This window comes from Imperialibacter roseus, assembly GCF_032999765.1.
Taxonomy (GTDB): domain Bacteria; phylum Bacteroidota; class Bacteroidia; order Cytophagales; family Cyclobacteriaceae; genus Imperialibacter; species Imperialibacter roseus.
In genome coordinates this window covers 183336-208022 of the sequence record NZ_CP136051.1, presented here as the reverse complement: position 1 = coordinate 208022, position 24687 = coordinate 183336, and the positions used below count along the sequence as shown (strand labels likewise).

Sequence of the window (24687 nt, the reverse complement as noted above, 5' to 3'; positions counted from 1 at the left end):
AAAATCAATCTGAAAGTAAGTCAAGATTCGGGATGTGAACAAAATGCTTCTTGTTTGACGTATCCAAAGTGAGTTGATGAACAATTGCAGTGGCTGCAATAAACAGGTCGGGCTTGTCAATGCTTTTGCGCAGGTGCTTCAGTTGTTTTACGATTTCGGCCGCCATTCGGGCCGCTTTGCTGTCAAATTCAAGGATCGTGATTCGCTCTAGCATGCGATCCCAGAATGCTGTATGATCCGGTGAAGCGCCATTAATTACTTCAAACTCGGTTACACTGGAGATGTAAAGCCGATCGTATAATTTGAAATGATTGACAAGACGAGAATTGCTCTTGTTCGTCTTGCGAAAATAGTCTATCAGGATTGTAGAATCCAGCATTAGCCTTTTGTCCGCCATGCTGCAATGCTTTTTCTGTTGGATTCAATCACTTTGATTTCTTCTTTTGAAAAGACAGGCCCATCAATTAACATCTCGACAAATGATGACTTGTCATCTTTTTCCACCATATCCTCCTTGAGCTCATCCCTCAACTTGGATTTTTCTGCCGGGGTCAATGTCCGCACTGCTCTGAGAAGCTGCTGAAAGGGTATTTTTACTTTCATTTCCATAAATCAAATTTAATGAAATTGATTGAAATTTCGACGGAGCCTGGAATGGCAACTAACATTTGTTTAATATCTACTCCCATTTTTTACCTTTGATCATGAAAAACATTGCCCTGCTCCCGCTCACCTTCGTTTTACTGAGTTGCGCTCAACCAACCGCAGAGCCGCCAAATCCTTCAGCAGCCTATTTTGACATGGTAAGACCGGAAGTAACCGGCGACCTGGCTTACGAAACCACTGCCTACGTGGAACAATTCTGGCGACTGGCTGGCAATACAGGCTTCGACTCCAGCATCTACCGAATTGTGTCTGAATTGCAGAGAGCAGGCTATGTGCCGGAAGAAAACGCCACAAAGGACAACAGGCTTGTTTACCGTATCGAGAAAAGGGCATTATCCAAACCCACCTGGGAACCAGTGGATGGAGAAGTATCCATCAAAGGCGATGTCAGCCCACTGCTTAGCTTCTCCACCAATAGAAACATGCTCCCTGTCTACTCCACAAGCACTCCCCAGGCTGGCATTGGCGGAGAGGTCGTTTTTGTTGAAGATATTGAGGGAATAGCAGCCGGAAGCTTAAAAGGAAAAATTGCCCTGGCAGATGCCAATCCCCGGCAGGCATTCGAACAGGCCGTTCAAAAAGGTGGCGCCCTGGCTTTGCTTACGTACAACAACCCGGATTACCTCCAGCCCGAGAAAAACGTGACGTCTATTCAGTTCAGGAGCATCCTTTATCAGGAAGGCAAAGATGCCTGGTGTGTGGCTTTGTCGTGGGAGGCAAGAGAGAAGCTGAAGAATGCTATGGCTAAGGGAAAGGTGGAGCTGAACGTGAAGATTGAAACAAAGATTTATCCTTCCGAAGAGCTTACAGTGGTGGCCAATGTGAGAGGCTCGCAAGTGCCCGATGAAAGACTGGTATTCAGCGCCCATGTGCAGGAGCCTGGTGCCAACGACAACGCTTCAGGCACAGGCACCCAGGTGGAAATGGCTGCTGTAACGGCAAAACTGGTGAAGGAGAACAAATTTGAACCGAAAAGAACCATCACGTTTCTGTGGGGCGACGAAATAGTATCCACCCGTCGCTATATTGAGGAGGATGCAGCGAGGGCGGCCAACATCAAATGGGGCATCAGCCTCGACATGGTGGGAGAAAACACAGCGGTGACAGGAGGCTCGTTCCTGATTGAAAAAATGCCCGACCCCAGCGCCATCTGGACACGGGGCAACGACAAGCATACCGAATGGGGAGCTGGCGACGTGACCCTGGCCGACATGAAACCCCACTATTTTAACGACTTCATATTGAATCGATTTTTGGAACAAGGCACTCAGGCCAACTGGCAAGTGAGCTACAACCCATTCGAAGGCGGCAGCGATCACGTGCCTTTTCTGGAAGCCAACATCCCGGGTTTGCTGCTTTGGCATTTCACTGACCAGTTTTACCACACCGACAACGACCGGCTGGACAAAGTATCTAAAGCAACCGAGAAGAATGTGGCCACCGCTGCTCTTGCCTCTGCTTTCACCCTGGTCAACGCTGATCATCAAACTGCTCTGTCCATCATCAGCGAAATAAAGAATGCGGCCACCAACAGGCTGAATGCCGAAGCTGAGTTGAGCAAGCAAGCCGTAAAGGACGGAGCCAGTGCATCTGAAGAAACTCAAATCCTCAGCGCCTGGGCCGACTGGTACGTGAAGGCACTTGGCAGCGTGAAAGACATGGAAGTGGGTGGTGCCAGCACCGAAGTCACGGAAGCGATTGAAGCTTCACAAAAAGAAATTCAAAAGCTTTTAGAAGAAATAATCAAACAACTGCGCTAATTGGCAAGATAATGGCACACACCATGGCAGTAAGAAAATAACTGATCCAATAAGTCGTTCAGTTAAAAGTTAAAGCTAGCCATGTCTAAAATATTTATCCCATTGCTTTTTCTGGCTGTTTCAGTCCAGGCACAGAAATACTCCACTGCCCTCGGCGTCCGCTTTGGCAACGAGCACTATGGCATCACGGCAAAGCAGAAGCTATTTGCTAAAACAACACTCGAAGGCATTTTCGCAGCCTACCCCAGCCAGTACAGCAGTACGTTGCTCATTGAACAACATTTTCCTTTGATTGGCAAAGGCTTCAATATATACACCGGAGCCGGCTTGCATTTGGGAGAACAAAAAGAACAGGGAAACTATTATGGCTACGACGCCATACTCGGCGCTGAAATGAAGCTCCCGGGGCTACCGATTGTCATTTCAGCCGACATCAAACCCGCCTATGAAGTCAATCACTCTGATTGGTTCACTTTTTCAACGGGCCTCTCTGCTCATTACATCATCGCCAAAGACACGAAAAAGAAAAGGCAAAAAGCCCGGGAAAAGAGAAAGCGGAAAAAGGAACGACAGAAGCGCAGAGAAGAAAAAGCTGAGTCAGATGACGGATCAGGGCTCCTGAACTTCAATCTTTTCAAGAATGGATAATACGCTAATCCTTTTTTAAACTGGTTCCTTTGTACTTCACCATCATGTTGATCCAGATGCTTCTGGAAAAGCGGTAGTTGAATGGCAGCAGCCCCACAACGATCGTGACAATGGCCACCATCATCATCGTAAGTGTCACCTCTTCCACTATCAAAGCAAGGATTGCCCAAACAGCTACAAAAATGACTGAGTTGATGCCATAGCTGACAAACATGGCCCCAAAATAATAACCAGGCTCAGGCTCAAAAGACTGGTTGCATACCTGGCATGTCTTGTACATATGAGTGAACTTCGAAAAGCTGAAATGGTTGCTCCCGGGGAACAAGTCACCTTCATGGCACCGGGGGCATTTCATCTTGGTGATCGCATAAAATTTTGATTCCTTGTTACTCATGGGGCGTCGCTTGAAATATATTGACACAAAGTTACTAATTGGTAGGTGACAATGAAGGAAATTTCGTCATAGTGGTAAGTCAACCAAACAAAGAAACCGCCTGCCCCATTGACCAACCATTCCTTTTCCACTTTGCTGATCTTTGACTAATATAGACCCGCATTATTTATTTGATACTACACATACTTGCCTAAAAACTATTTTACTAATGAAAACAACCTCCCTTCTGAGCCTAAGCTATCTGCTTTTGATCTTGCTGGTAGTCACTTCCTGCGGTGGTGAAACAAAAAACGACAACAACAATATTTCTACCGACGAAGCAGTGATTGCAGCCGGTCAGGCCACATTTGACATGACCTGCGGGGCTTGTCATAATTTTATGCAGGCAGGCATTGGGCCGCAGCTGGGAGGACTCACCAAAGAAGTATCGGCTGACTGGATCAAAAACTTTGTGAAAAACCCTCAGCAAATGATTGACTCGGGCGACGAAAGGGCTGTGATGTTGTTTAAGAAATTTAATTCCTACATGCCCTCCTTTTCATACTTATCAGATGAGCAGATTGACCAGGTAATTGCTTATATCAATACGAAAGAAGCACCCGTATTTGGTGGAGGCACTGACAAAGGAGAAGCCCTGAAAAACCCTATCCCCGACACTATCCAAACATCGGACATAGTAGTAGCTATGAAGGAAATAACAGGGCTCCCTGCATCAAGCGACAAGCAGCCGATCAACAGGATGACCAAAATGGATCAGCTGCCCGGTACCAAAAGGAGCTTCGTGGTGGATTTGAATGGCAGGTTGTATGAAATGGTGAACGGACAACCAAAGTTGTACATGGACATGGCTGAGCTAATGCCAAACTTCATCAGGCAGCCCGGCCTGGCCACCGGGTTCGGCAGCTTTGCCTTCCATCCTGAGTTCAGCACAAACGGCCTGCTCTACACCACCCACACCGAGCCCGCAGGCACCAAATCCGCCGACTTTGCCTATGCTGATTCTATTCCGGTGAAGCTACAATGGATTCTAACAGAATGGACAACCGATCCTGCCGCCAAAGCCCCATTCACTTCTACCAGTCACCGTGAGCTGTTCCGCATCAATATGGTGACGCAAATTCATGGCATGCAGGACATCCGCTTCAACCCACTGGTAAAAAAGGGCGATGCTGATTATGGCCTTCTTTACGTTGGCCTGGGTGATGGTGGTGCGGCCGAAAACGGATACGCCTTCCTTATCGATAACCTGCAAACAGCCTGGGGCTCTATCTTCCGGATTGATCCTGCAGGCACCAACAGCAAAAATGGAAACTATGGCATACCAGCTTCCAATCCCTTTGTGAGTGATGCCAATCCCAACACAGTAAAAGAGATTTATGCCAAGGGCTTCAGAAATCCTCATAGACTTACCTGGCTTCAGTCGGGTGAAATGCTGGCTTCTAACGTTGGTCATCATAGCATTGAGTCTCTTTACATGATTCAGCCGGGGCGTAACTATGGCTGGCCTTACAGAGAAGGAACCTTCGTGATCGATCCCTACGACGATATGTACAAAGTATTCGCCAATACCATTGGGCCTAACGACCCCATCACCTACCCGGTGGCACAGTACGACCACGACGAGGGCAATGCCATCCTGGGTGGCTTCGAGTACCTGGGATCGGATGTGCTTGAGCTGAAAGGGAAATATGTGTTTGGCGACATTGTGCAGGGCTGGTTGGCCTATGTCAACATCGCCGACCTGAAACTTGGCCAGCAGGCAACGATCAAAAAGTGGCAGGTGAGCATGAATGGCAAGCCGGTGAACTTCAAAGACATTTGCGACTGCAAAAAAGTGGATTTACGATTGGGCACCGACGGCGACGGCGAACTATACATTTTCACGAAAACAGACGGCAAAGCCTACAAACTAGTGGGCTCAAAGGCGATGTGATCCTAATTTAGAATTCGATACCCCGTTAATGCCATCTTTTTATTAGCGAGGTTTCTGATTCGAGCAGCGCCCAACCAGGAGGGAGGGCGAAAAATGGCGGCCGGGTGCGTGTAATTGGCCAGTGCGTTAATTTTTCGTTGACTTTTGGTTACTTTTTGTCAAGAAAAAGTAACAGCCCGTCCGGCTTGAGGACGAAAAGCAACTTTCGACAACCGAGGCTATTTTATAGCACAAAGCTAATCCAGATGGCCGCAACTTAATTCGAACCTTATGAGCATAATTTTTAATAAAAACATTCAAACTGCAAGTATCATCATAACAATTTTGATCTTCATAGGCTCCTGTAAGCCAAAAACAAAACAAACGGTGCGACAACAACCCAAACCCACCGTCACGCCCCTCACCTCCGACTTCGTTTTCGGCGACGACCGTGACTTCGCCCAGGCCCACGCCTCCACCCTCGTTCGCACCAACGACGGCAACTTCCTCGTAGCTTGGTTTGGCGGCACCCACGAAAAGCACGATGATGTGGGCATTTGGCTCACCAAAGGCAACGCAGGCAACTTCTCAAGACCCGTTGAGGTGGCCAAAATTCGTGAAGATGCCCACTGGAACCCTGTGCTTTTCAAAGAAGCCTCCGGCGATATCATCCTCTATTTTAAAGTAGGCAAAACCATCGACAACTGGGAAACCTGGTGGATCCGCACCACCGACAATGGTGCCACCTGGTCAGCCCCTGCCGAACTGGTAGCAGGCGACAAGGGAGGCCGGGGCCCGGTAAGAAACAAACCCATCACATTAGCAGACGGCTCACTGCTGTCGGGCTCCTCCAAGGAAACCAACAAGGTATGGGATGCCTTTGTGGACCGCAGCACCGACAACGGAAAAACATGGACTAAATCGGAGTTTCTACCCCTGGACAGAACAGCCATTGAAGGCGAAGGCATCATCCAGCCCACGCTATGGGAGTCTGCTCCGGACAAAGTCCACATGTTGCTAAGGAGCTCGGCTGGTGCCATCTGCCGCAGCGATTCTGAAGACGGCGGTGTTACCTGGTCACCGGTGTACAAGACCTCGCTGCCCAACCCCAACAGCGGCATCGACGTGGTGAAGCTACCCGGCGGCATGCTGGCCCTGGCCTTCAATAACACCTCGGGCAACTGGGGCTCCCGGTCTCCGCTATCGCTCGGTGTTTCTACCGACAACGGCCTCACCTGGCCCACCATCGTCGATATTGACAAAGGCACGGAAGAGGAGGAGTTCTCCTACCCCGCCATCATCCAGTACGGCGACACCGTGGCCGTTACCTACACCTGGAAACGCCAAAAGATTGCGTTTAAGAGCTTTTTGGTGAAAAACTAAAGAGGTTCTTTTTGCGTCCCTGCAGATGTAACGCCTTGAACTAAAGAGGTTACTCTCTCCTCCCCTGCCGATGTAACCTCTTTAGTCAGTAACCAATCGTTCTTAAAGATTAAAGAGGTTACGATTTTCTCTGGGGCTAGAGTAACCTCTTTAATCTTTCTACTCAAAAACCTCAATACTATTCAGCTCGGGCCCACCGCCACGGTTGCCGGAGCCGGCCACGGTGTAGACCTTGCCTTTTACGTTCACAGCGCCAGTGCCATGGCGACCCTTGTTGAGCATCGGCAGGATCTCCCACTGCATGGTTTGCGTGTTGAAAGCCTCCACGTTGGCATGCGACTCTTCCTGAGCATCGCTTTCGCCCCCCATGATCAGCACCTTTTTTCCCAACACCACTGATGAAGCCCCTGCCCTTTTCGTCGGCAGGTTCTGCGCCTCGCTCAGTGTTGACCATTTGCCTGTTCTAAAGTCATACACATCCACTGCTGGTTCTGTGAGGTTCAGTACCTGCTGGATTTTAGCTGTCGAACGACGGCCCCCGGCCAGGTAGAGTTTGTCGCCTACCACAGACGCACCCACGTGGTCACGGATATGAGGCGCATCGGCCAGCCTCCTCCATCTGTCGGTCTTTGGGTCATACTCATCAAACCAGGCGTTGGTGCCGTCCCAGTGGCCATCTGTTTCTCCGCAAATAATGTAAATCTTGTTTTTGTACACGAAAGCCCCCGCTGCACCCCGGCGACGGTCTTCGGGGATCGACGGACCTTTGCGCCATTCATTCTTTTCGATGTTAAAAATATATACATCGGGAATGGGCACCTCATGAGGGTAGCCGCCCGTAAACGCTCCTATTACCCACATTTCGCCTTTGTAGTTGATGGCCTGAAAATGGCTCATCTCCAGGGGCGTCTCCACATGTTTCGTCCAGGTGTTGGTTTTTATATCAAAAGACTCCACGGGCTTCACGCCCCTGCCTCCCACCAGCACCAGCTTGTTGCCAATGGCGGTGAGTGAGTTCTCGTGGCGGTTGGTGCATTGATTAGTTGGTGTCACTTTTTGCCAGCTTTGCGCCAGTGCGCAGGTGATTGAAAGTGCTACTATTACTACAAAGGCAAGGGTCTTTTTCATAACCAGGGAAATTTTTGTTTAGCGTTTCAGACAACGGTTCAAAAGTAAATATACAAGTTTGGGTATATGCTTTGCCAGAGAAAAAGAGAAAGAAGGGTAAGATTCTCGAGTTAGCAGCCTGGGCCTGTCTCCTGAAAGCGCTCGGAGAAGGGCTGTCAGGGGACAGCTCTTGGGATTCATTAAATTTAAATTTGCTTTTTTACCTTCAAAACTATTCTCCCTCAAACGCTGTTACTCAATCATCAAAAAGAACCCTCCTATGCTCAAGTGGACAGACATAACAAGCTTCGCCAAAAATGGCAACCCCGCACCGGATAGAAAAGTAACACTAACGGAAGCCGAATGGAAGGCAAAGCTCACGCCTGAGGAATACCAGGTAACACGGCTGAAAGGAACAGAGCGGGCATTTAGCTCCGACATGTGCAGCCTTTTTGAGCCGGGCCAATACGGCTGCGTTTGCTGCGGCACGTTGCTGTTCGATGCGGCTGAGAAGTTTGAGTCGGGCACGGGCTGGCCGTCTTTTACTCAGCCTGTGAAAGAAAACAGCATCGCCTATATCGCCGATAAGAGCCACGGGATGTACCGCATCGAAACTGTTTGCAACACCTGCGACGCTCACCTCGGCCATGTGTTTCCTGACGGCCCTGCCCCTTCAGGCCTGAGGTATTGCATGAATGCCGTTGCTTTAAAAAAACTAAAGGAAGCCTGAAAAACCCCTGATTTCCGGTTTTTGGGAGACCTTAAAGCTAAGGTGAATCAACTCCTGCCGGTGGCAACAAGGCCGTAACATATTGTTGATTTTGTAGCCTATTTTCCTCTAAGTGAATTTTTTCAAAATACATGCACTTAGATTAAGTTTTCAAAAAACTAGTATTTCGTTTTAAATCCGCTACATTTATAAAAATTTATTTAACTAATAAGGCATGAATATTTTCGTTGGCAGTCTCCCTTACAGTATTGAAGAGGCTGAATTAAAAGGTTATTTCGAAGACTACGGTGAGGTTTCTTCTGTAAAGATTATCACAGACAAATTCACGGGTAGAAGCAAAGGGTTTGGTTTTGTTGAGATGCCGGATGATGAGGCTGCTCAGAAAGCGATCAAAGAATTAAATGGCGCCGAAGTAAAAGGAAGAGCTATAGTGGTGAATAAGTCAGAGCCGAAACCAGAAGGCGAAAGAAGAAGCGGCGGTGGCGGCGGATTCAATCGTGGTGGTGGCGGAGGCGGAGGCTACAACCGTGGTGGCGGTGGTGGCGGAGGCTTCAACCGTGGTGGTGGCGGAGGCGGCTATGGCCGTGGCAACCGTGACTCTGATTACTGAGAACTATTAATCGCCTAAAGAAATTAACAAAGTGGTTCAGACAATGAACCACTTTTTTTATTGTCTGTTGTTAAGAAAGTCTGGCAAGGTTGGTCTGCCATCTTGTTTAATAGTTATCAGTCTTTAAAGATTATCGTTGAAAATGCCTGAGTCCTCGATTAAAACTCCTCATTCAGAAAACCAATTTGCAGACTACCGGAATTTCTGGTGGAACAAGGGCTTTATCGATTTGATGGCCAAGAGAATCAAGCTGAGCAAACACACCTCCCTGCTTGATGTGGGCTGTGGCCAGTGCCACTGGAGCAAGATCATTACTCCCTACCTCGGCAAGCCTGCCTATGTGGTGGGAGTGGACAAAGACCCCACCTGGGCAAAAGGATCGGCGGAGCTCAAACGGTTTTTTAAAGACCAGGCCGCCTGGTTCGAACTCTATCAGGGCGATGCCATGAACCTTCCGTTTGAGGATGCGTCCTTTGATATTGTCACCTGCCAAACGGTGCTGATCCACGTAGGCAACCCCACCAAAGCGGTGGAGGAAATGAAGAGGGTGCTGAAGCCCGGAGGCACTATTCTGTGTGTGGAGCCTAACAACAGGATTCAAAGCCTGCTGAGAACTTCCGAGTCGGAAAACACCTCAATCGACGAGATGATTGACCATGTGAAGTACGCCCTGATTGTGGAGCAGGGAAAGAAAAGACTTGGCTTTGGCGACAACTCTCTTGGCGACCTGCTGCCCGGCATGCTGTCGAAGCAGGGCTTTGAAAAAATAGACGTTCGCTTGTCCGACAAGGCCATTGTGATGGTGCCCCCCTACGACACGCAGGAGCAGATGGCCACTACCAAGCATTGGAAAAAAGGCAACGCCGGCGACGCCATGAACAATTCGGATCTCTTTTACTTTGAGGCGTTCGGTGATAAATACCTGTCCTTTTACGACGAGTACCATCAAAAATACGAAGGCCACTCAGAAAGGATCTTTGAAGCCCTCAAAAACAACGACTTCCATTCTGCAGGCGGAGCGCTGATGTATTTGGTTTCTGGCAAAAAGCCCAACCACTGAGTTACAACTTTCTCTTTTGATCAAGGGTCTTCTACCCAAACAGTCAAACTTATGAGAGCCATTCTGCTTTTTGTTGCCACATGCATTCTCCTGATCGCCTGCGGTAGTGAGGACGAAGAACTTCTTTCTGTGAAGCTAAAGTCGGAAAGTGAGTACATTAAAACAGGCATTTCGTGTGGGCTTTGTGCGGGCGTATGTTTGGACTCCCTGGCTGTAACACCCAATAAGCTCATCTACAAGAGAACCACCTGGGGAGCTGGCGATCCAAAAACAGAAATCATTGAACAGGCGTTTACCCAAAAGGGCTGGGAAAACCTGATCGGTCTGGTGTCGCTTCAGGAATTCGCTGTGCTGGAATTGGAATCCTGCGCCCGCTGCTACGATGGTTGCGACTACTGGCTGGGCATCAAATCGGGAGGCATTGAAAATTCCATCTCTTTTGTCTGGAACGAGTTCCCGCCTCAGGTAGACTCCCTCACCAAAGCGTTGAATTCTATCAAGGCGCAGTTCAACGACAACTAAGCGCTTTTATTCTTCCCGCAGCACTTCCGCCGGATTGGTAGCTGCGGCTTTGGTTACCTGCCGATATACTGATGTTGCCATAAGTGCACCGATCAATATCGCAGCTGCTGGCACATACCACCAGGAGGCGCTTACATGAAAGGCAAATGAGTTGAGCCAGTTGCCCAAAAAATAATACGAAACAGGGGCACCCACCATAAGGCCAACGGCCAATACCCCGGCAAACGGACGCCCCATTTGGGCCATGATGTGCCACAATTCTGCCCCGAGTAGCTTTCGGATACCCATTTCCTTCCTCCTTGTTTCCAAAATAAACGCTGCCAGCCCAAAAACTCCCAGCAAAGCAATAAGCACAATGACACCAGCTGAGACACGGATGAAAAAAGAGAGTCGGTCGTCTTCTCTGTAGGCCATGTCGAGGGCGTCAGTGAGCGAGGTGAATTCGATCTCCTGCGTAACACCAAGGTCACTCAACACGGCTCTTAGCTTTTTCTTTTGCTCCTCCACATCGCCATTTTCCAGCTTCACGGCAAGCAAGTTGCGGGAAGATGCAGGCACAATTTGCCAAATCATAGGCTCCAGCTCCTGGTAAAGCGACTGAAAGTGATAGTCTTCCATTACCCCTATGATGGTGCCTGTGTTCAGAGAGTCAGCAAGCACTTTGGAGAGTGTTTGGCCAACGGCAGCCTGGGGAGACTGAAAACCGAACGCCTCAACGGCTTTTTTGTTGAGCACAAACGCCCGGCCGATGTCAGAGGCGAACTCTTTGGAGAAAAACCGCCCGGCCACGAGCTTTACCTCATACACCTCGTCAAAATCCACATCAACATAGTTGGCATTCATCATAGGGGTGGCTCCGGTGCTATCGGCTCCAAGCCTGAACTGCGCCCGCACATGGTCGCCGGTAATGGGAGTGAGCGATATAGAAGCTGCGCTAACATACGACTGCTGCAGAAAAGCCTGCTTGATGGCGTCGGCCTTCGCATTTACCTGAGGATCGGTGATGCTCATCGTTACCACCTGTTCTTTGTCGAAACCAAGGTCTTTATTTTTGATGAACCGCAATTGTTCATCCATGCCAAGGGCAATCACTGCAAAAAGTACAGAAACGATCAGTTGAAGCCCCAGGAGACCATAACGAAGACTCAATTTTGAGCGACCAGCTGCTGCTCCCTTCAGGTTGGTGACAGAAATTGTGCTGGACACTAGCCAAAACGGAACAATGCTCGAAACACCTGCCACGGCGAGACCAAAAAAGAAAGTGAACAGGTAGTAGCTGACGCCTGTGAAGAGTCCGGTTCTCAAAGTGATGTTGAGCATGGCTTCAATTTCAGGCACCAGAAAGAACGTGAGGATATTGATCAAAAGGATGACCAGCGACAGCATGCAAACAGATTCTACAAGCAGCTGACCATACTGCTGACCAACAGGCTCCCCAATGATTTTGCGAATGGCCAGCTCTTTGGATCGCCTCATCAGCAAGGCGGTGGCCAGGTTCACATAGTTGGCAATGCTCACCAGCAGCAGAAAGACCGCCAGCACGCCCAGGGCCAGGTCGTTGAGCTTGCTTCCTTTTCTCCCGGAGTCAAATTGGTGGCCATTGGTATAGTGAACTTCAGTGAAGGCCACCGGAAGCAGGCTCATTACATCTCTCATTCCTTCTGGAAAATGTTCTTCTGTAATGGCAGCAAATTCCCCGGCAAGCCTGGCTTCATCAATTCTCGCCTTCATCAGCAGGTAGGTAAAATTGCCGGGCACCAGAGCACCGAGGTTGTCTCGCATGGCATTTTCGACATGCGAATAGCTTGTGGCCATGTCGAAAGTAAAAGACACATTTTCGGGGTAGTCCCTGATAACAGCTTTTACCTGTGCCGAAAAGCTACCGGCTGGTGTTTCAAGAGATACTGTCTGTCCGATGGGGTCGTCCTCTCCAAAAAATCTTACAGCCGTTGTTTGGTTGATCACCAATCCATCAGGCGTTTGCAGTGCTGTTGCAATATCTCCGGCAACAACCTGCGCAGAAAACACATCAAAAAAGCCCTGGTCAGCAAAAAGCGGGTAGCTCTGCCCCAGGTTTTGGTCGCCCAGGGTAACGGAAGCGGGCATGTATCGGTACCTGACTACCTCTTCCACATCGGCCATTTGCTCTTTCAACAGCGGCGCCAGCGACTTGGAAGTGGCGGCATAAATCGAGGTTGATTCCGGCAGGCTCACCCGGGTGCTTACCCTGACAATCCTGTCGGCCTTGTCGTGAAACTTATCAAAGCGCATATGGTAGTACAATACCATCAGCACGGGTATCAGGGCACCCAGGCCAACTACAAAACCAAGGATTTGCAGAAAAGCAGTGGAGCGAAACCTCCAAAGGCTGCGAAGCGAGAATAAAAGATGATGACGCATAGTAAACTAATTTATTAGTCAATAAACTAATAAATTAGTTTTAATGCAAGAGACTCCTTGTTTTGTTACAGACTAATAAGTAAATCCTAGTTTGTCCAGACCACTCTGCACTTCAGGTGCTGACATGAACAAGTCCCACAGAAGGCCCGATCTATGATTTTCTATCATCACCACTTCGGGGCCCTGGTCGATGGCCAGGTACCACTTCACATACCAGTCCTTTTGTTCGCTGAAAGCATCGTAAAAGCCATACTCACCCCACACCTTGTCGCCCAGGTCGAAATAAAGGTGCTTCATTACTTTCATGCTTTCTTCGGGCGTGTAAGGGAATGAGGAAAGGGCCGCCGTGGGAGTAATCACCCCAAGGTCTTCGTCCATGGGCCGGTGGGCCGCATAAAACCCTGTTGAGTAGCTGGCCGTCAGCCCCCAGCAGTTTTCGCCGTACCCTTTATATCCTTTGGGGTTCTCGATGCACCACTGTCGGTTGATCAGCGTATGGTTCCTGTTTTCCTGCCAGTAGTCGGCATACTTGTCTTTAAGGTTGCGGGGATCTAACCCGACAAAGGAGTAGTGCGCCCAAAAAAGAGGGCCGCCATATTGCTGCGCAAAATTATGCTTCAGGTTCAAGTGGTAACCGTATTGAGAATGGGTAGAATCGTTGAGAATGGCACCACTTCGGGCCCAGCCATTGTGATAAACCTCCGCCGGTATGCCATGCGTGGGTGACGATGCCGCCAGCACATACATGATCAGGCATTCGTTCCACCCTTCGACCGGGAAGTTCATTTTCCATCCCTTGTCGGGCGACCAGTGCCAGTACAACACGTCCTGGTCACCGTTGCGGTACCAGTCCCACTCCACTTCCTTCCAAAGCGTATCGATGCGGTTGGCCAGGGCCCGCTCCTCCTCCGTGCCTTCGTTGAAGAATTGACGCACCGCCAAAAGCCCCTGCACCAGGTAGGCTGTTTCCACCAGGTCGCCGCCGTTATCGTTCTCACCAAAGGGCTTTACCTTGCCCGTTTCACCGTTGATCCAGTGCGACCAAGCTCCGTGAAAGCGGTCGGCAGTTTCCAGGAAACCTACAATTCTGGTCATGCGCTCCAGTCCCTGCTCCCGGGTGATGAAGCCCCTTTTGATCCCCACCAGAATAGCCATCACCCCAAAGCCGCTGCCGCCGGAGGTAACGATGTGCTTGTCGTTGTCGGGGTAGTTGCCGTCGGTATGGAACCGTTCCCTCGCCATGCCCGAATTGGGTTCGGCTCCATCCCAGAAGTATTGGAAGGTGCGGTACTCAACCAGCGTCATGAGGGAGTCGTCGCTGATGGTAGCCTCGTCTGTAGCGCTGTCCTGGGCAGGTTTGCTTGGCGAGCAGGCGCTTAGTCCTAATACTGCCAGCACGATAAGAATGGAAAGGTTGTTCTTCATAGTCGTTTATCTTTGGGAGGTAAATCCAAGTTTGTCAAGCCCGGGCTGCACTTCCGGGGCGCTCATGAAAAGATCCCACAGCAGCCCAGTTCTGTGGTTTTCTATCATCACTACAATTGGCCCCTGGTCGATGGCCAGGTAGGAGTTGGCTGTCCAGCCCTGAGTGATATTGAAAGCGTCGTAAAAGCCATTTTCGCCCAGCAGTTTGTCACCTAAGGTGTAGTAAAAAAACTTAAGCGCTTTCATCGATTCCACGGGGGTGTAGGGGAATGAAGACAGGGCCGCAGTAGGTGTGATCACACCGAGGTCGTTTGTAGGAGAATGGGCCGAGTAGCCATTGTGGTTATCGCTGGCAGTCAGGCCCCAGCAAAGGTCGCTGTAGCCGACAAAGGCTTTGGGGTTGGCTACGCAGTAGGCCTGGTTGATACGGCTGTGGGCTACGTTCTGCTCCCAATAGTCACCATAAGTGTCGCTCAGTCCATTAGGGTCTAACCCTAAAAAGGAATAGTGCGCAAAGAAAAGCGGACCGCCGTAGTCGTAACCCAAAGGCAGCTCAATGTCGTAGAACTTGCGGCCGTTTTTGATGGAGCCATTGCCGGCCCAGCCGTTGTGATAGACGTCGGCACTTACTGCGTGCGTTGGAGAGGCGGCAGCAAGAAAATAGGTAATGAGCGCCTCGTTATAGCCACGGATTTGGTGGTTCATTTCCCATCCGAAATTGGGCGACCAGTGCCAGTACAGCACCTTCTCCCCACCTTTGGTATGCCAGTCCCACTCTACTTCCTCCCACATGGTGTTGATTCTGCTAACCAGGTCAGCTTCGGCAGCATTGTCGGCGTTGAGGTATTGCCGAAGGGTCAGCAGGCCCTGTACAAGGAAGGAGGTTTCTACCAGATCGCCGCCGTTGTCTTTGGTGCTGAAAGGCTGCACGGCACCGGTGTCACCATTGAGCCAATGGGGCCAAACCCCATGAAAACGGTCGGCAGTTTCAAGAAAGCCTATGACTTTGGCAAAATGATCGATGCCTTGCTGCCGGGTGATGAAGCCACGTTCTATGCCCACAATGATGGCCATCAGGCCAAAGCCTGTTCCGCCAGTGGTGACGGTGCTACCAGACGAATTTCTTTCCCGGGCCATGCCACTCGCCGGATGGGCATCGTCGTAGAAATACCTGAATGTCTTTTGTTGGATCAGCGTAAGCAGCGCTTCATCGCTTATTTCCGGAAACACCGGTGTGGGGTCGTAGGTGGTGTAAAAGTCCTTTTTGTAGAAATTGAATACTTCCCCCTCCTCGCCTTTGATGGCTTCGTAGAGCCAAACCTGGGTTTTCTGAAGGCCCTTCAAAGCAGTGGAAGGCACAATGGTTAAGGTAGTTTTATCTTCAGAAAGCGTGATGGCGGAGGACAATAATCCGCTGGAAGAAAAAATGCGGACGTTGGCATCTGTGATCGTGGACGCATCTACCGGAGAAGAGAAGGTAATTTCAAAAGAGGGCATTAAGCTGATATCAACGATCCGCTCTGCTGAGAAGTAGTCCACTCCATCGATGAGTAGCTGGGTGACGTTAATTTCTTTGGGAACGGTTTGGAATGAAACGGTTAGCCCGCCAAATTTTTCATTGCTGGTTCCTCTTAGCGTGTTTTTTATCTCCAGGGTATAGTTTTCATTGCCCTCGAGGCCATTTTCGGTGGAGGCAGAAAAAGTTTTGTCGTCATCGAGGAAGGAAAAATCGAGGGTGACGACTACGCCCTCACTGTCTTTGAGCTCCACTGACGACGCCACTGTGGACTGTTCCAGGGGAGAGGTGAATGTAAAAACCAGGGGTTTATCAATTGGGGCATCGATGTTTTCGTCCGAATTGTTCAGGTTCAACGAGTACGTACCAATATTACCTTTGGAGAGCTGCAAGACAAGATCGGGAGTCGTTCCATCATCGTCCTCCCCTCCGCAGGAAGTCAGGAGTAAACTGAGTACTAAAAAGAAGGGAGTAAGTTTATTGTGCATCAAAATTTTGGGGAAAATGAGAGGGTTCCTAAACAGGAACCCTCATTTACTAAACCAATTCAATCTAACTACTAAGGCTTTTCTGAATCGTACATTTTCTTGATTTCTTCAGCAGTAACAGCTACAGAGAAGATCCTTACATCATCAAGCTTTCCTTTGAAGTGCTGCGATGTTGGTAAATTGTAGTTGCCCCAAGGCTCATTGCTCCAGAGCGTTCCGCCTCTTGATTGCACAAAGCCAAAAGCCAAAACATTTTCAACTTCAGCACTATTATCAAATTTGAGGCCCACTGCCGTCGGTTCCTTGTATTCTGAACCCCACAACTCAAATTCCTGCCTCTTCTTTAAGTCCCCATTAATATAAAGTTCCCGATACTTCTCAGTTCCGCTAAAAACAAAGGTTACATGAACCCATTTATCTTTCAAAGAAGCAGTCAAATCTCCATCAGCTTTGCTAAATACCGTTCCTTTCCAACCTTCATTATCCTTTGTTTTACCATCACCGTTCCACACAAGATCTCCACCAGTCCCTGTGGTTCCATCACCATATTCCATCGTAGAAGCGACTTTAAAGTCACGATAGCTACCAGTTATTTCTGTCTGAAACCCGTGAAATGCACCCAAGCCCATCACGAAATGTCCAGTTGGATCTCCAGTTTCATTGACGTGTCCCTCAGAGTTGGTTTTCGCCCAATAGCTTAGGGTAAAATCCGCTCTGTTCATCAGCTCCGCTGCGCCAGGTACTTCAATGATACTTACGTCGCCATCAAACGTAGCCGCCTTACCTGCCGCCGCATTCCTTGAATCAGTGTAAGTGATAGCAATTTCAGCATCAGCGTCAAAGTCACCCACCTGATCATCAGCATTGTCTTCAAATGTCCAGTGGGCAATTACATTTTGGGGGGTAAAAGACCCTACAGTGGTGAAGGTTCTTGTGATGTCTGCTCCTAAAGTTTTTCCTTTGGTCGAACTTAGGCCAGCCTTCAGTGTCAAAACATAGAGCGAGCCACCAAAAAGGGGCTCTGCTGGGGTGATTGTTAAAGCTCTTCCACTGGCCACAACATTGATATCCACTTCACTATCGTCGAAGTCATTAACCAAAGTTATATTTGACGCAGCAGATGCAGGGTCAAGGTCTGTTGAGAAAATGCCTGAAATTACTGAGGATACAGATACACCATCCGGGCTCGTGGCACCATTCAGGTCATCATCTCCAGCGTTCAGACTCACTATTGTGAGCTCAACAGCCGCTTCTTCATCGCCTCCACAGCTTATCAGAAAAGAAACCGTAGCCACCATAGCCAGTGCCCACAGCGAGTTGAAAATTAATTTTGCCTTCTTCATAATGATGTAGTTAATAATTATTGAGGTTTAAAATTTAAATTCTTTAGTATTCGGGGTTCTGCCCCAGTGTTCCTTCCGACAGGTCTACTTCGGTTTGAGGAATAGGGAGCAGCTCGTGTTTTCCAGCCACAAAACCCAGGGGACCAAGCACTTCAGGTGCCTTGCCCGTTCTTACCAGGTCCCAAAACCGATGCCCTTCCATGGCCAGCTCATGTCTTCTTTCTTCGATAATGAGCTCCCTGAGTTGATTCTTGTCTGTAACGGTAATGTCGGGTAAAATAGAGGCATTGCCTCCCCTGGACCGGGCTCTTACCATGTTCAGATAGGTTAATGCTTGTGCCGACTTGTTGTTTTCGTTCAGCGCTTCAGCAGCCATGAGCAGCACATCAGCATACCGCACAATGCGTCGGTTGTGCCCCCATGAGGTGATGGTGTTGCTGCCCTCGGTCCACACTTTTTGATTATAGGTTTCTATCTCAATCAGGTTTCCATTAGCATCACGGGTTTCGTCGGGTGTGGTGCCATCGCCGATCGTTACCACGCCACCCAGCACATCACCCAGGAAAATGATGGTTGCGTCCATGCGTGGGTCGTTGTTTTCGAAAGAGTTCATCAGGTCTATGGAGGGGCGATTGAATCCCCAGCCTCTGTTGGGAGATCCTCTGATGCCCTGCACGTTGGAGTATTGGTTACCGCCGTTGTTGGTTCCCTCATTGCGGCGGGCACCAATTTCGAAGACTGATTCCACGCCATGTTCTCCCGCTTCGCCAAAGGCATCGTTAAAATCAGGTTCCAGGTCATATTGGCCAGAGTTGATTACCTCAAGTGCATAGGATTCAGCCTTAACGAAATCGCCCTGAAACAAGTAAACCCTGGCCAACAGCGCTTTGGCGGCACCTTTGGTTGCCCTGCCGAGGTCTTCGGTGGCTACTTCACTTTTCTCAGGCAGAATACCCGCAGCAAAAGAAAGATCACCTTCTATCAGAGAATAAACATCCGCCTTGCTCGCCCGTGCAGCCCTTAAAGGAGGGGTTAGCGTTGTAATGAGAGGCACACCACCCCAGGCACGCACAAGGTCGAAGTAGAACAGCCCACGCAGAAAACGGGCTTCAGCCACGTATAAATCAATTTTCGCCTGCTCCATCGCTATTTCAGGTACTTTTTCAATGACGACGTTGGCTCTTTTCACTCCTTCGTAAAGCGCAGCCCACCAGCGATCCAGGCCATCGGCTGTGGTGTTAAAAGTAAAAGTATCGAAAGGGCCGAGCGTTGGGAGCTGATCGTTGGGATTGCTGCCTTTGCGGGCATCGTCCGACATGATATCCAGTATTGGATAGCCACCCGAATGATAGGACCAGTTGCGAAGGGTGCTGTAGGCGGCATTGGTAGCCAGCAGTGCATCAGCGGCCGACTGTGGAAAAGACGCCTGCGTGAGGTCACCCTGGGGACTAATATCAAGAAAGTCCTGACAAGCAAAAGGAACCAGTACAAGCAGCACCAATGCTCCTTTTTTTACTATTTGGCGTATATGTTGTGGAAAATTCATTTTGTAACTCATTAAAAGGAAATGTTTAAACCGGCTGAATAAATGGCCGACACAGGGTAAGCTCCTCTGTCGATGTTGCTGCTCAACACATCTTCACTACCGAACTCTGGCGAATAGCCTGTGAATTTGGTAGCAGTGAATAAGTTGGTGCCTCGCACATACACCCTTACCTGGTTCATGTTGATCCGCTCAAGCGCTGCTTCAGGGATAGTGTAGCCAACGGTCATGTTACGAAAGCGAAGGAAGGAGCCGTCCTGAATGAATCTGGTAGACGGTGCGAAGTTGATTCCTCCAAAGCTCGCTCGGGGTTCAGAGGTGCTTGTGCCTTCTCCTGTCCAGCGGTTAATCACATGCCTTTCAAAATTGTAAGGATCAGGCCTTACCACTTCTTTACCATTGAAGATTTTGTTGCCCATTTGCCCCTGAAAATCGACATTGATATCAAACCCCTTGTAGGAAGCCTCCAGGTTAAACCCGTAAATGAATGTGGGGATGGGTGAGCCCATGTAGGTGCGGTCGCCGAGGCTAATTTTACCGTCTCCGTTCACGTCCCTTATGATGAGGTCTCCCGGCCGGGCCTGAGAATCGTGCGGGTAGGCATCTAACTCAGCCTGGTTTTGGAAAACACCGTCTATCTGATAGCCATAGAAAGCACCGATAGGTAGCCCCTCCCTGCTCAATGTCACCGGACGGCCGTCGCCAAGGTAACCACCTACCAGCGTAGAGTCGACACCACTATTGCCGCCTACGCTTAGCACTTCGTTGTGCACAGTAGACCCCAGGGCACCAATACGGTACTTTACTCCCTGAATTTCGTCGGACCAGCCTAAGTTAAACTCGAAGCCGCTGTTCAAAACGGAACCTGCATTGTAAGTGACTCTTTGCCCCTGCCCGTTGCCCAGGTGCCCGGGGGTGAGCAGGTCTACCAAAATATCCTGTGTCTCCCTCCGGTAGTAGTCAAGTTCACCCGTTAACCGCTGGTTAAGCAGGCCAAATTCAAGGCCCAGGTCAGTTTGATACGTAGTTTCCCATTTCAGGTCGGGGTTGCCGGTTACGCCGTAGCTTGCACCCGGGTTCAGGGCCTCTTCCACACCAAACACTGGATTCAGTTCATTCTGCACCAAAGAAAACTGGCGGTTGTACCGTATTTTTTCGTTTCCGATAGCGCCCCAGCTGGCTCTCACCTTCAGGTTGGTTAAAGCGGTGATGTTTTGCATGAAGCTTTCATTGATCACATTCCAGCCTAGTGCCAGCGACGGGAAGCTAGCATACTTGTTGCTATCAGTAAACTTAGAAGAACCATCTCGTCTGAACGTGCCGGTAAACAGGAAGCGCTCGTCGTAGGTGTAGTTGACACGGAAAAGAACAGAAGCCATTGAGTAGTACTGCCCGGCGTCTACGCCATTGGCAATGCTGTTCAGTGTGTTGATGTTATTGCTTTCGTCCACAATATAGCTGGGCCTGAGGTACCAGAAGTCCTGTCCGTCTCTGAGGATGTTTTCACCCCTGATGCTCAGGTATTCGGAAGTAGTTTTCTGGCTGGTGAAACCAGCAAGTCCCTCTACCCGGTGTTTGCCGAACTCTTTGTTGTAGGTCAGGGTATTTTCCCACAACCAGGTAAAGTTCTCTCTATTCTCTTTGCTCAAGTCGCTGTACAAATTCTGCTGCTGCGAGGCAGTGCCGTTAGCATTGTAAACCGTGTAGGCAGGCGTAAAGCTCTTGTTTTTGTTGTAGGCCATGTCCACGCCAAAGCTCGACCGGAAGGTAAAATCCTTGAACAGCTTGATGTCGGTAAACACATTGCCCACAGTTCGCAAGCCTTTGTTGAAGTTGTTGGAATTCTCCAGATCGGCGAGCGGGTTGCCCACATTGGGCACCACGCCAAAGCTGCCGTCGTCATATCGTGGAACGGCGACAGGCTGCGCCCGGTACACCTGGTACACAACGCCTGGCGCTACATGCTGAGAATAGGGAGCCACGGTAATATTGTTGCCCAGCCGCACATTGTCGGAAAACTTATACGTATTGTTCAGCTTCAACGTAAGTCGCTCATACTTCGACTTGTCGATAATGCCCTGCTGGTTGAAGTAGCCGAGGCCCACGTAGTATTGCGTCTTCTTTGTGGCTCCGGTAGCCGACACCTGGTGGTTCTGTATAGGTGCCACATCAAAAATCAGATCCTGCCAATCGGTGTTGGGCACGGCATCCACATTGTTGTAGGAGCCCGGGTTAATGTCATTCACCACGGTGGCAAACTCTTTGCCATTGAGCAGGTCTATCTTCCTGGAAAGCTTCTGAACGCTGTATTCAGTATTGACGCTAAATGTAGTCTGCTCGTCGCCTATCTTACCTTGCTTAGTGGTGATAATCACAACACCATTAGCACCTCTGGAACCATAAATAGCAGTTGCCGAGGCATCCTTCAGCACTTCCATTGATTGAATATCAGAAGAGTTGAGGAATGAGATGTCGCTGAGAATGACACCATCTACTACATATATAGGCGAGGAGTCGTTGAACGTACCAACGCCCCTTATTCGAACAACCGGCGCCGCACCAGGCTGGCCTGAGCCGCTGCTTACCTGCACACCGGCCACTTTGCCCTGAAGCGCTTGCATAGGATTCGCAGCAGGGATCTTAGTAAGGTCGCCGCCACGAACAGAAGCTACGGCTCCCGTAACATCGCTTTTGCGCTGCACACCATAGCCCACCACCACAATCTCCTCCAGTTGCTCTATGTCAGGCTCCATCACCAGATCAATTACCGACCGGCTGCCAACATCCACCGTCACGGTTTTGTATCCGATAAAAGAATAGATTAATCTGTTATCTCCACTCTGGAGTTCTAGCGAATAGGTACCTTCAAAATCTGTTACAGTCCCCCGGCTGGTTCCTTCCACCTGTATGCTCACTCCTGGCAGCCCCTCCCCATCATCCTGTGAAGTGACTTTGCCTTTGACAACGCTGCCCTGGGCCACAGCAGTTGCCTGGTTACCCATCGACATAACGATGAAAAGCACTACAGATGCTAATCGTAAGGTGTGTTTCATTTGCAGTTTATAAGTAGATATTTAATGTTGCTTTTGAACGATAGTGAAAAGATACTAGCATCCGCGATCACTTTTTAATTTGTGAGGGGAAAAGAAGTTGGAAGACTGCTCTATAATAAGGTATTATCACCTTATTTGTATCGCTTCAATATCATTAAAAAATGACGTATAGCGCATTTACTGACACCGAAAACGATTCCGTATCACGTTTCGGTAACAAACTTCATCAATTCGCTTGTTTTAATTGGAATGCACCATAAAAAAGTTTCTCAAATAGTCTTTCTCTGGCTTGTCGACAGTACTCAATAGTTCCTCAATTTTCTTCTTAAAACTCCATATAGTATTGCGCCGCAGGTCCAGCATTTCTGAAAGCTGATCCAGGGTGAATCGCTCGCTTTGGTTATTGGTTACGTACAGAATGTAAAAGGCCTTCTCGATAGGAAAACGGATGCCATGAAAAATGGTGTTACTGGTGACAGACTCAATATAGCCACATCTGCTGCAGCGTCTGGAAAAATGATCCTTGCCGGTGATGTACTTGTCATTATTGCACTTGTTGCATTTGAACGACTCCTCCCACTTGATCCTTTCCAGGAACCTGTAGCAACTCAATTTGTCGGGGAATATACCATTAAACTCTTCCAGGGTAAGGTTTTTGTTGACAAGCCTGTTCTGCAATATCTCCTTGATGTTGTTTTTCAGTTTCCAGTTATCAAGATCCAGAATAGAGTTGATTTGCGAAATTTCCTTGGTTTGAGCAGTCAGCTTCTCATTCACCTCCCTCAACAGGTTGTTTTTGTCTTCCAGCTCAATGGTCCTCAACCTTATCCGCTGCTCCAACTCCTTGTTGACCTTGTCTTTCAGGCTCATATTTTCCTCATGCTGCTTAATGATCCTGAACAATGCCCTGTCTCTCATGCTTTTCAAAATCCTCACCCTATCGCTGAGTGCAAAAGACAAAAAAAGCATTTCTACAACGAACGAAACATGCAGGCTGTAGTACGACGGAATGCTGATGGGGATAACAGACAGCATCACCATGGCTTTGACAAGGAAGCCTAAGAAAAGAAACCCGTAAGCCACCACGAAGAACCTGGCCGGCTTGTAGCCCCTGGCCCACACGTATATGCTTGCGTAGAAAATAATAGACAGCGGTATGATCTCAATATTTCGAAGCTGAAAAAGCTCGTGATCAAACACCAGCGCAAACAAGAACCACAAGCTTCTCAGGATAAGGACAGCATCAATAATTTTGGTCAGCTTAGGTGCCCTGGCCGTAACGTTGAGAAACTTCCTTGAAAACAGAATAGACCAGAAAATAACTGAGAAAAGGGCCACCCCATGGGCCACCTGGTTCCATTCGGGCCAGTTAGGCCACAGGTACTGGTAGGCAATGCCATCCACACACATGGCAAACACCCCAACACTCAGGATGTAGAAGGTATAATAGAGGTTCTTGATTTCACGAATGGCAATGTAAATGAGGATGTTGTACAGAATGATCATCAGGATCATTCCATAGAAAATTCCATACAGGAAGTACTCATTGAGGGCGTAGTGCACAAACTGGTTGATGGTGCTAAGCACTATGCGTATATCAACATAAGCGTGTGACTCTATCCTGAAGTAAAAGGTTTGCACTCCTTCAAGCCGGTCATTAATAAGCACTTCAAAGTTTTTGTGCTCAAACGTTTTCTGCTCAAAAGGAAACTGATCGCCGAACTGCAGCAAGCGATAATCACCTTCCACTGTGGGGACATAAGCCCTCAGGTTATCAATGGTTTGGTCATAAAACTCAATGAGCCATTGTTCCTGATTATCTTTTGGGATGTACAAACGCACCTTGACCCAGTAGGCCGATGAGGGATTGTAGTCTCTGGGTTGGAAGGAGGCGTTGGTATGAAAGCGTTGCTCTTTTACTTCTTCAAAGGTCAGCGATCGTGTGCTGTCCTCAATATATTCCAACTCCTGAATAAACAGGATTCTCTCCCCGTCAATGGTGCTTATATCATAAACCGGTGGATAGGAAATCCAGTTGGTGAAAAATGCAAACAGGAATGAGAAAACAACCATGAGCTGGAATTTGGTGGCTTTGCAGGCTTTAAAGTTAACATTTTTCAAGCCACT

19 protein-coding genes are annotated in these 24687 nt (G+C 49.0%); 8 read left to right on the top strand and 11 right to left on the bottom strand.

Going from position 1 to position 24687, the window contains the following annotated elements; all coding sequences use genetic code 11:
• Nucleotides 1-4 precede the first annotated feature (4 nt).
• Both RT717_RS00800 and RT717_RS00795 read right to left on the bottom strand, forming a co-directional pair.
• The gene (locus RT717_RS00800) at nt 5-397 is read right to left on the bottom strand and encodes a type II toxin-antitoxin system VapC family toxin (RefSeq protein ID WP_151997191.1); all 393 of its coding nucleotides are present in this window, start codon (nt 395-397) and stop codon (nt 5-7) included.
• A complete protein-coding gene (locus RT717_RS00795; RefSeq protein WP_317489844.1) occupies nt 379-609 on the bottom strand; it encodes a hypothetical protein in 231 nt (76 codons plus the stop codon). Before RT717_RS00795 ends, RT717_RS00800 begins: the two co-directional genes overlap by 19 nt.
• 95 nt (nt 610-704) lie before the next feature.
• On the opposite strand from RT717_RS00795, the gene RT717_RS00790 reads away from it, so the two are divergent.
• Nucleotides 705-2426 (top strand): M28 family peptidase, encoded by a 1722-nt coding sequence (locus RT717_RS00790; RefSeq protein ID WP_317489843.1) that lies wholly within the window; start codon nt 705-707, stop codon nt 2424-2426.
• Nucleotides 2427-2507: 81 nt separating this feature from the next.
• Nucleotides 2508-3074 (top strand): hypothetical protein, encoded by a 567-nt coding sequence (locus tag RT717_RS00785; protein WP_317489842.1) that lies wholly within the window; start codon nt 2508-2510, stop codon nt 3072-3074.
• A gap of 4 nt (nt 3075-3078) precedes the next feature.
• Here RT717_RS00785 and RT717_RS00780 read toward each other — a convergent pair whose 3' ends face one another.
• Entirely contained in the window at nt 3079-3468 is a 390-nt protein-coding gene (locus RT717_RS00780; protein WP_317489841.1) for a DUF983 domain-containing protein, read from the bottom strand.
• A 208-nt stretch (nt 3469-3676) separates the two neighbouring features.
• Between RT717_RS00780 and RT717_RS00775 the strand changes: the two genes are divergently transcribed.
• Together RT717_RS00775 and RT717_RS00770 are read left to right on the top strand one after the other, a co-directional pair.
• Nucleotides 3677-5401 carry a PQQ-dependent sugar dehydrogenase gene (locus RT717_RS00775; protein WP_317489840.1) on the top strand — a complete coding sequence of 575 codons (1725 nt, stop codon included), beginning with the start codon at nt 3677-3679 and terminating at the stop codon, nt 5399-5401.
• Between the two features lie 366 nt (nt 5402-5767).
• Nucleotides 5768-6763 (top strand): sialidase family protein, encoded by a 996-nt coding sequence (locus RT717_RS00770; RefSeq protein ID WP_317489839.1) that lies wholly within the window; start codon nt 5768-5770, stop codon nt 6761-6763.
• A 159-nt stretch (nt 6764-6922) separates the two neighbouring features.
• Here RT717_RS00770 and RT717_RS00765 read toward each other — a convergent pair whose 3' ends face one another.
• A complete protein-coding gene (locus RT717_RS00765) occupies nt 6923-7891 on the bottom strand; it encodes a Kelch repeat-containing protein (RefSeq protein ID WP_317489838.1) in 969 nt (322 codons plus the stop codon).
• A gap of 259 nt (nt 7892-8150) precedes the next feature.
• Here RT717_RS00765 and msrB point away from each other — a divergent pair, with 259 nt between their 5' ends.
• From msrB to RT717_RS00745, 4 genes are all read left to right on the top strand, one after another.
• Nucleotides 8151-8600 (top strand): peptide-methionine (R)-S-oxide reductase MsrB, encoded by a 450-nt coding sequence (gene msrB / locus RT717_RS00760; protein WP_317489837.1) that lies wholly within the window; start codon nt 8151-8153, stop codon nt 8598-8600.
• A gap of 214 nt (nt 8601-8814) precedes the next feature.
• Complete coding sequence (locus RT717_RS00755) at nt 8815-9210, top strand: RNA recognition motif domain-containing protein (protein WP_317489836.1); 396 nt, start codon at nt 8815-8817, stop codon at nt 9208-9210.
• Between the two features lie 142 nt (nt 9211-9352).
• A complete protein-coding gene (locus tag RT717_RS00750; RefSeq protein WP_317489835.1) occupies nt 9353-10270 on the top strand; it encodes a class I SAM-dependent methyltransferase in 918 nt (305 codons plus the stop codon).
• A 51-nt stretch (nt 10271-10321) separates the two neighbouring features.
• Complete coding sequence (locus tag RT717_RS00745) at nt 10322-10792, top strand: hypothetical protein (protein ID WP_317489834.1); 471 nt, start codon at nt 10322-10324, stop codon at nt 10790-10792.
• Between the two features lie 6 nt (nt 10793-10798).
• On the opposite strand, the gene RT717_RS00740 is transcribed toward RT717_RS00745, so the two are convergent.
• The 7 genes from RT717_RS00740 to RT717_RS00710 form a co-directional block, all read right to left on the bottom strand.
• On the bottom strand, nt 10799-13192 hold the full coding sequence (locus tag RT717_RS00740) for an ABC transporter permease (RefSeq protein ID WP_317489833.1): 2394 nt from the start codon (nt 13190-13192) through the stop codon (nt 10799-10801).
• A 72-nt stretch (nt 13193-13264) separates the two neighbouring features.
• Nucleotides 13265-14617 (bottom strand): glucoamylase family protein, encoded by a 1353-nt coding sequence (locus RT717_RS00735; protein ID WP_317489832.1) that lies wholly within the window; start codon nt 14615-14617, stop codon nt 13265-13267.
• 6 nt (nt 14618-14623) lie between these two features.
• Nucleotides 14624-16621, bottom strand: coding sequence for a glucoamylase family protein (locus RT717_RS00730; protein WP_317489831.1), 1998 nt, complete (start codon nt 16619-16621; stop codon nt 14624-14626).
• 71 nt (nt 16622-16692) lie between these two features.
• Nucleotides 16693-17964 (bottom strand): Ig-like domain-containing protein, encoded by a 1272-nt coding sequence (locus RT717_RS00725; protein ID WP_317489830.1) that lies wholly within the window; start codon nt 17962-17964, stop codon nt 16693-16695.
• 43 nt (nt 17965-18007) lie between these two features.
• Complete coding sequence (locus RT717_RS00720) at nt 18008-19522, bottom strand: RagB/SusD family nutrient uptake outer membrane protein (protein ID WP_317489829.1); 1515 nt, start codon at nt 19520-19522, stop codon at nt 18008-18010.
• Nucleotides 19522-22560 carry a SusC/RagA family TonB-linked outer membrane protein gene (locus RT717_RS00715; protein ID WP_317489828.1) on the bottom strand — a complete coding sequence of 1013 codons (3039 nt, stop codon included), beginning with the start codon at nt 22558-22560 and terminating at the stop codon, nt 19522-19524. Before RT717_RS00715 ends, RT717_RS00720 begins: the two co-directional genes overlap by 1 nt.
• Before the next feature lie 240 nt (nt 22561-22800).
• Nucleotides 22801-24633 (bottom strand): 7TM diverse intracellular signaling domain-containing protein, encoded by a 1833-nt coding sequence (locus RT717_RS00710; RefSeq protein ID WP_317489827.1) that lies wholly within the window; start codon nt 24631-24633, stop codon nt 22801-22803.
• Nucleotides 24634-24687: the final 54 nt, after the last annotated feature.

Bases quoted from the DNA above. Each gene is read 5' to 3' on its own strand.
- RT717_RS00800 (WP_151997191.1), bottom strand. From the start codon at position 397: ATGGCGGACAAAAGGCTAATGCTGGATTCTACAATCCTGATAGACTAT.
- RT717_RS00795 (WP_317489844.1), bottom strand. From the start codon at position 609: ATGGAAATGAAAGTAAAAATACCCTTTCAGCAGCTTCTCAGAGCAGTG.
- RT717_RS00790 (WP_317489843.1), top strand. From the start codon at position 705: ATGAAAAACATTGCCCTGCTCCCGCTCACCTTCGTTTTACTGAGTTGC.
- RT717_RS00785 (WP_317489842.1), top strand. From the start codon at position 2,508: ATGTCTAAAATATTTATCCCATTGCTTTTTCTGGCTGTTTCAGTCCAG.
- RT717_RS00780 (WP_317489841.1), bottom strand. From the start codon at position 3,468: ATGAGTAACAAGGAATCAAAATTTTATGCGATCACCAAGATGAAATGC.
- RT717_RS00775 (WP_317489840.1), top strand. From the start codon at position 3,677: ATGAAAACAACCTCCCTTCTGAGCCTAAGCTATCTGCTTTTGATCTTG.
- RT717_RS00765 (WP_317489838.1), bottom strand. From the start codon at position 7,891: ATGAAAAAGACCCTTGCCTTTGTAGTAATAGTAGCACTTTCAATCACC.
- msrB (WP_317489837.1), top strand. From the start codon at position 8,151: ATGCTCAAGTGGACAGACATAACAAGCTTCGCCAAAAATGGCAACCCC.
- RT717_RS00755 (WP_317489836.1), top strand. From the start codon at position 8,815: ATGAATATTTTCGTTGGCAGTCTCCCTTACAGTATTGAAGAGGCTGAA.
- RT717_RS00750 (WP_317489835.1), top strand. From the start codon at position 9,353: ATGCCTGAGTCCTCGATTAAAACTCCTCATTCAGAAAACCAATTTGCA.
- RT717_RS00745 (WP_317489834.1), top strand. From the start codon at position 10,322: ATGAGAGCCATTCTGCTTTTTGTTGCCACATGCATTCTCCTGATCGCC.
- RT717_RS00740 (WP_317489833.1), bottom strand. From the start codon at position 13,192: ATGCGTCATCATCTTTTATTCTCGCTTCGCAGCCTTTGGAGGTTTCGC.
- RT717_RS00735 (WP_317489832.1), bottom strand. From the start codon at position 14,617: ATGAAGAACAACCTTTCCATTCTTATCGTGCTGGCAGTATTAGGACTA.
- RT717_RS00730 (WP_317489831.1), bottom strand. From the start codon at position 16,621: ATGCACAATAAACTTACTCCCTTCTTTTTAGTACTCAGTTTACTCCTG.
- RT717_RS00725 (WP_317489830.1), bottom strand. From the start codon at position 17,964: ATGAAGAAGGCAAAATTAATTTTCAACTCGCTGTGGGCACTGGCTATG.
- RT717_RS00720 (WP_317489829.1), bottom strand. From the start codon at position 19,522: ATGAGTTACAAAATGAATTTTCCACAACATATACGCCAAATAGTAAAA.
- RT717_RS00715 (WP_317489828.1), bottom strand. From the start codon at position 22,560: ATGAAACACACCTTACGATTAGCATCTGTAGTGCTTTTCATCGTTATG.
- RT717_RS00710 (WP_317489827.1), bottom strand. From the start codon at position 24,633: ATGGTTGTTTTCTCATTCCTGTTTGCATTTTTCACCAACTGGATTTCC.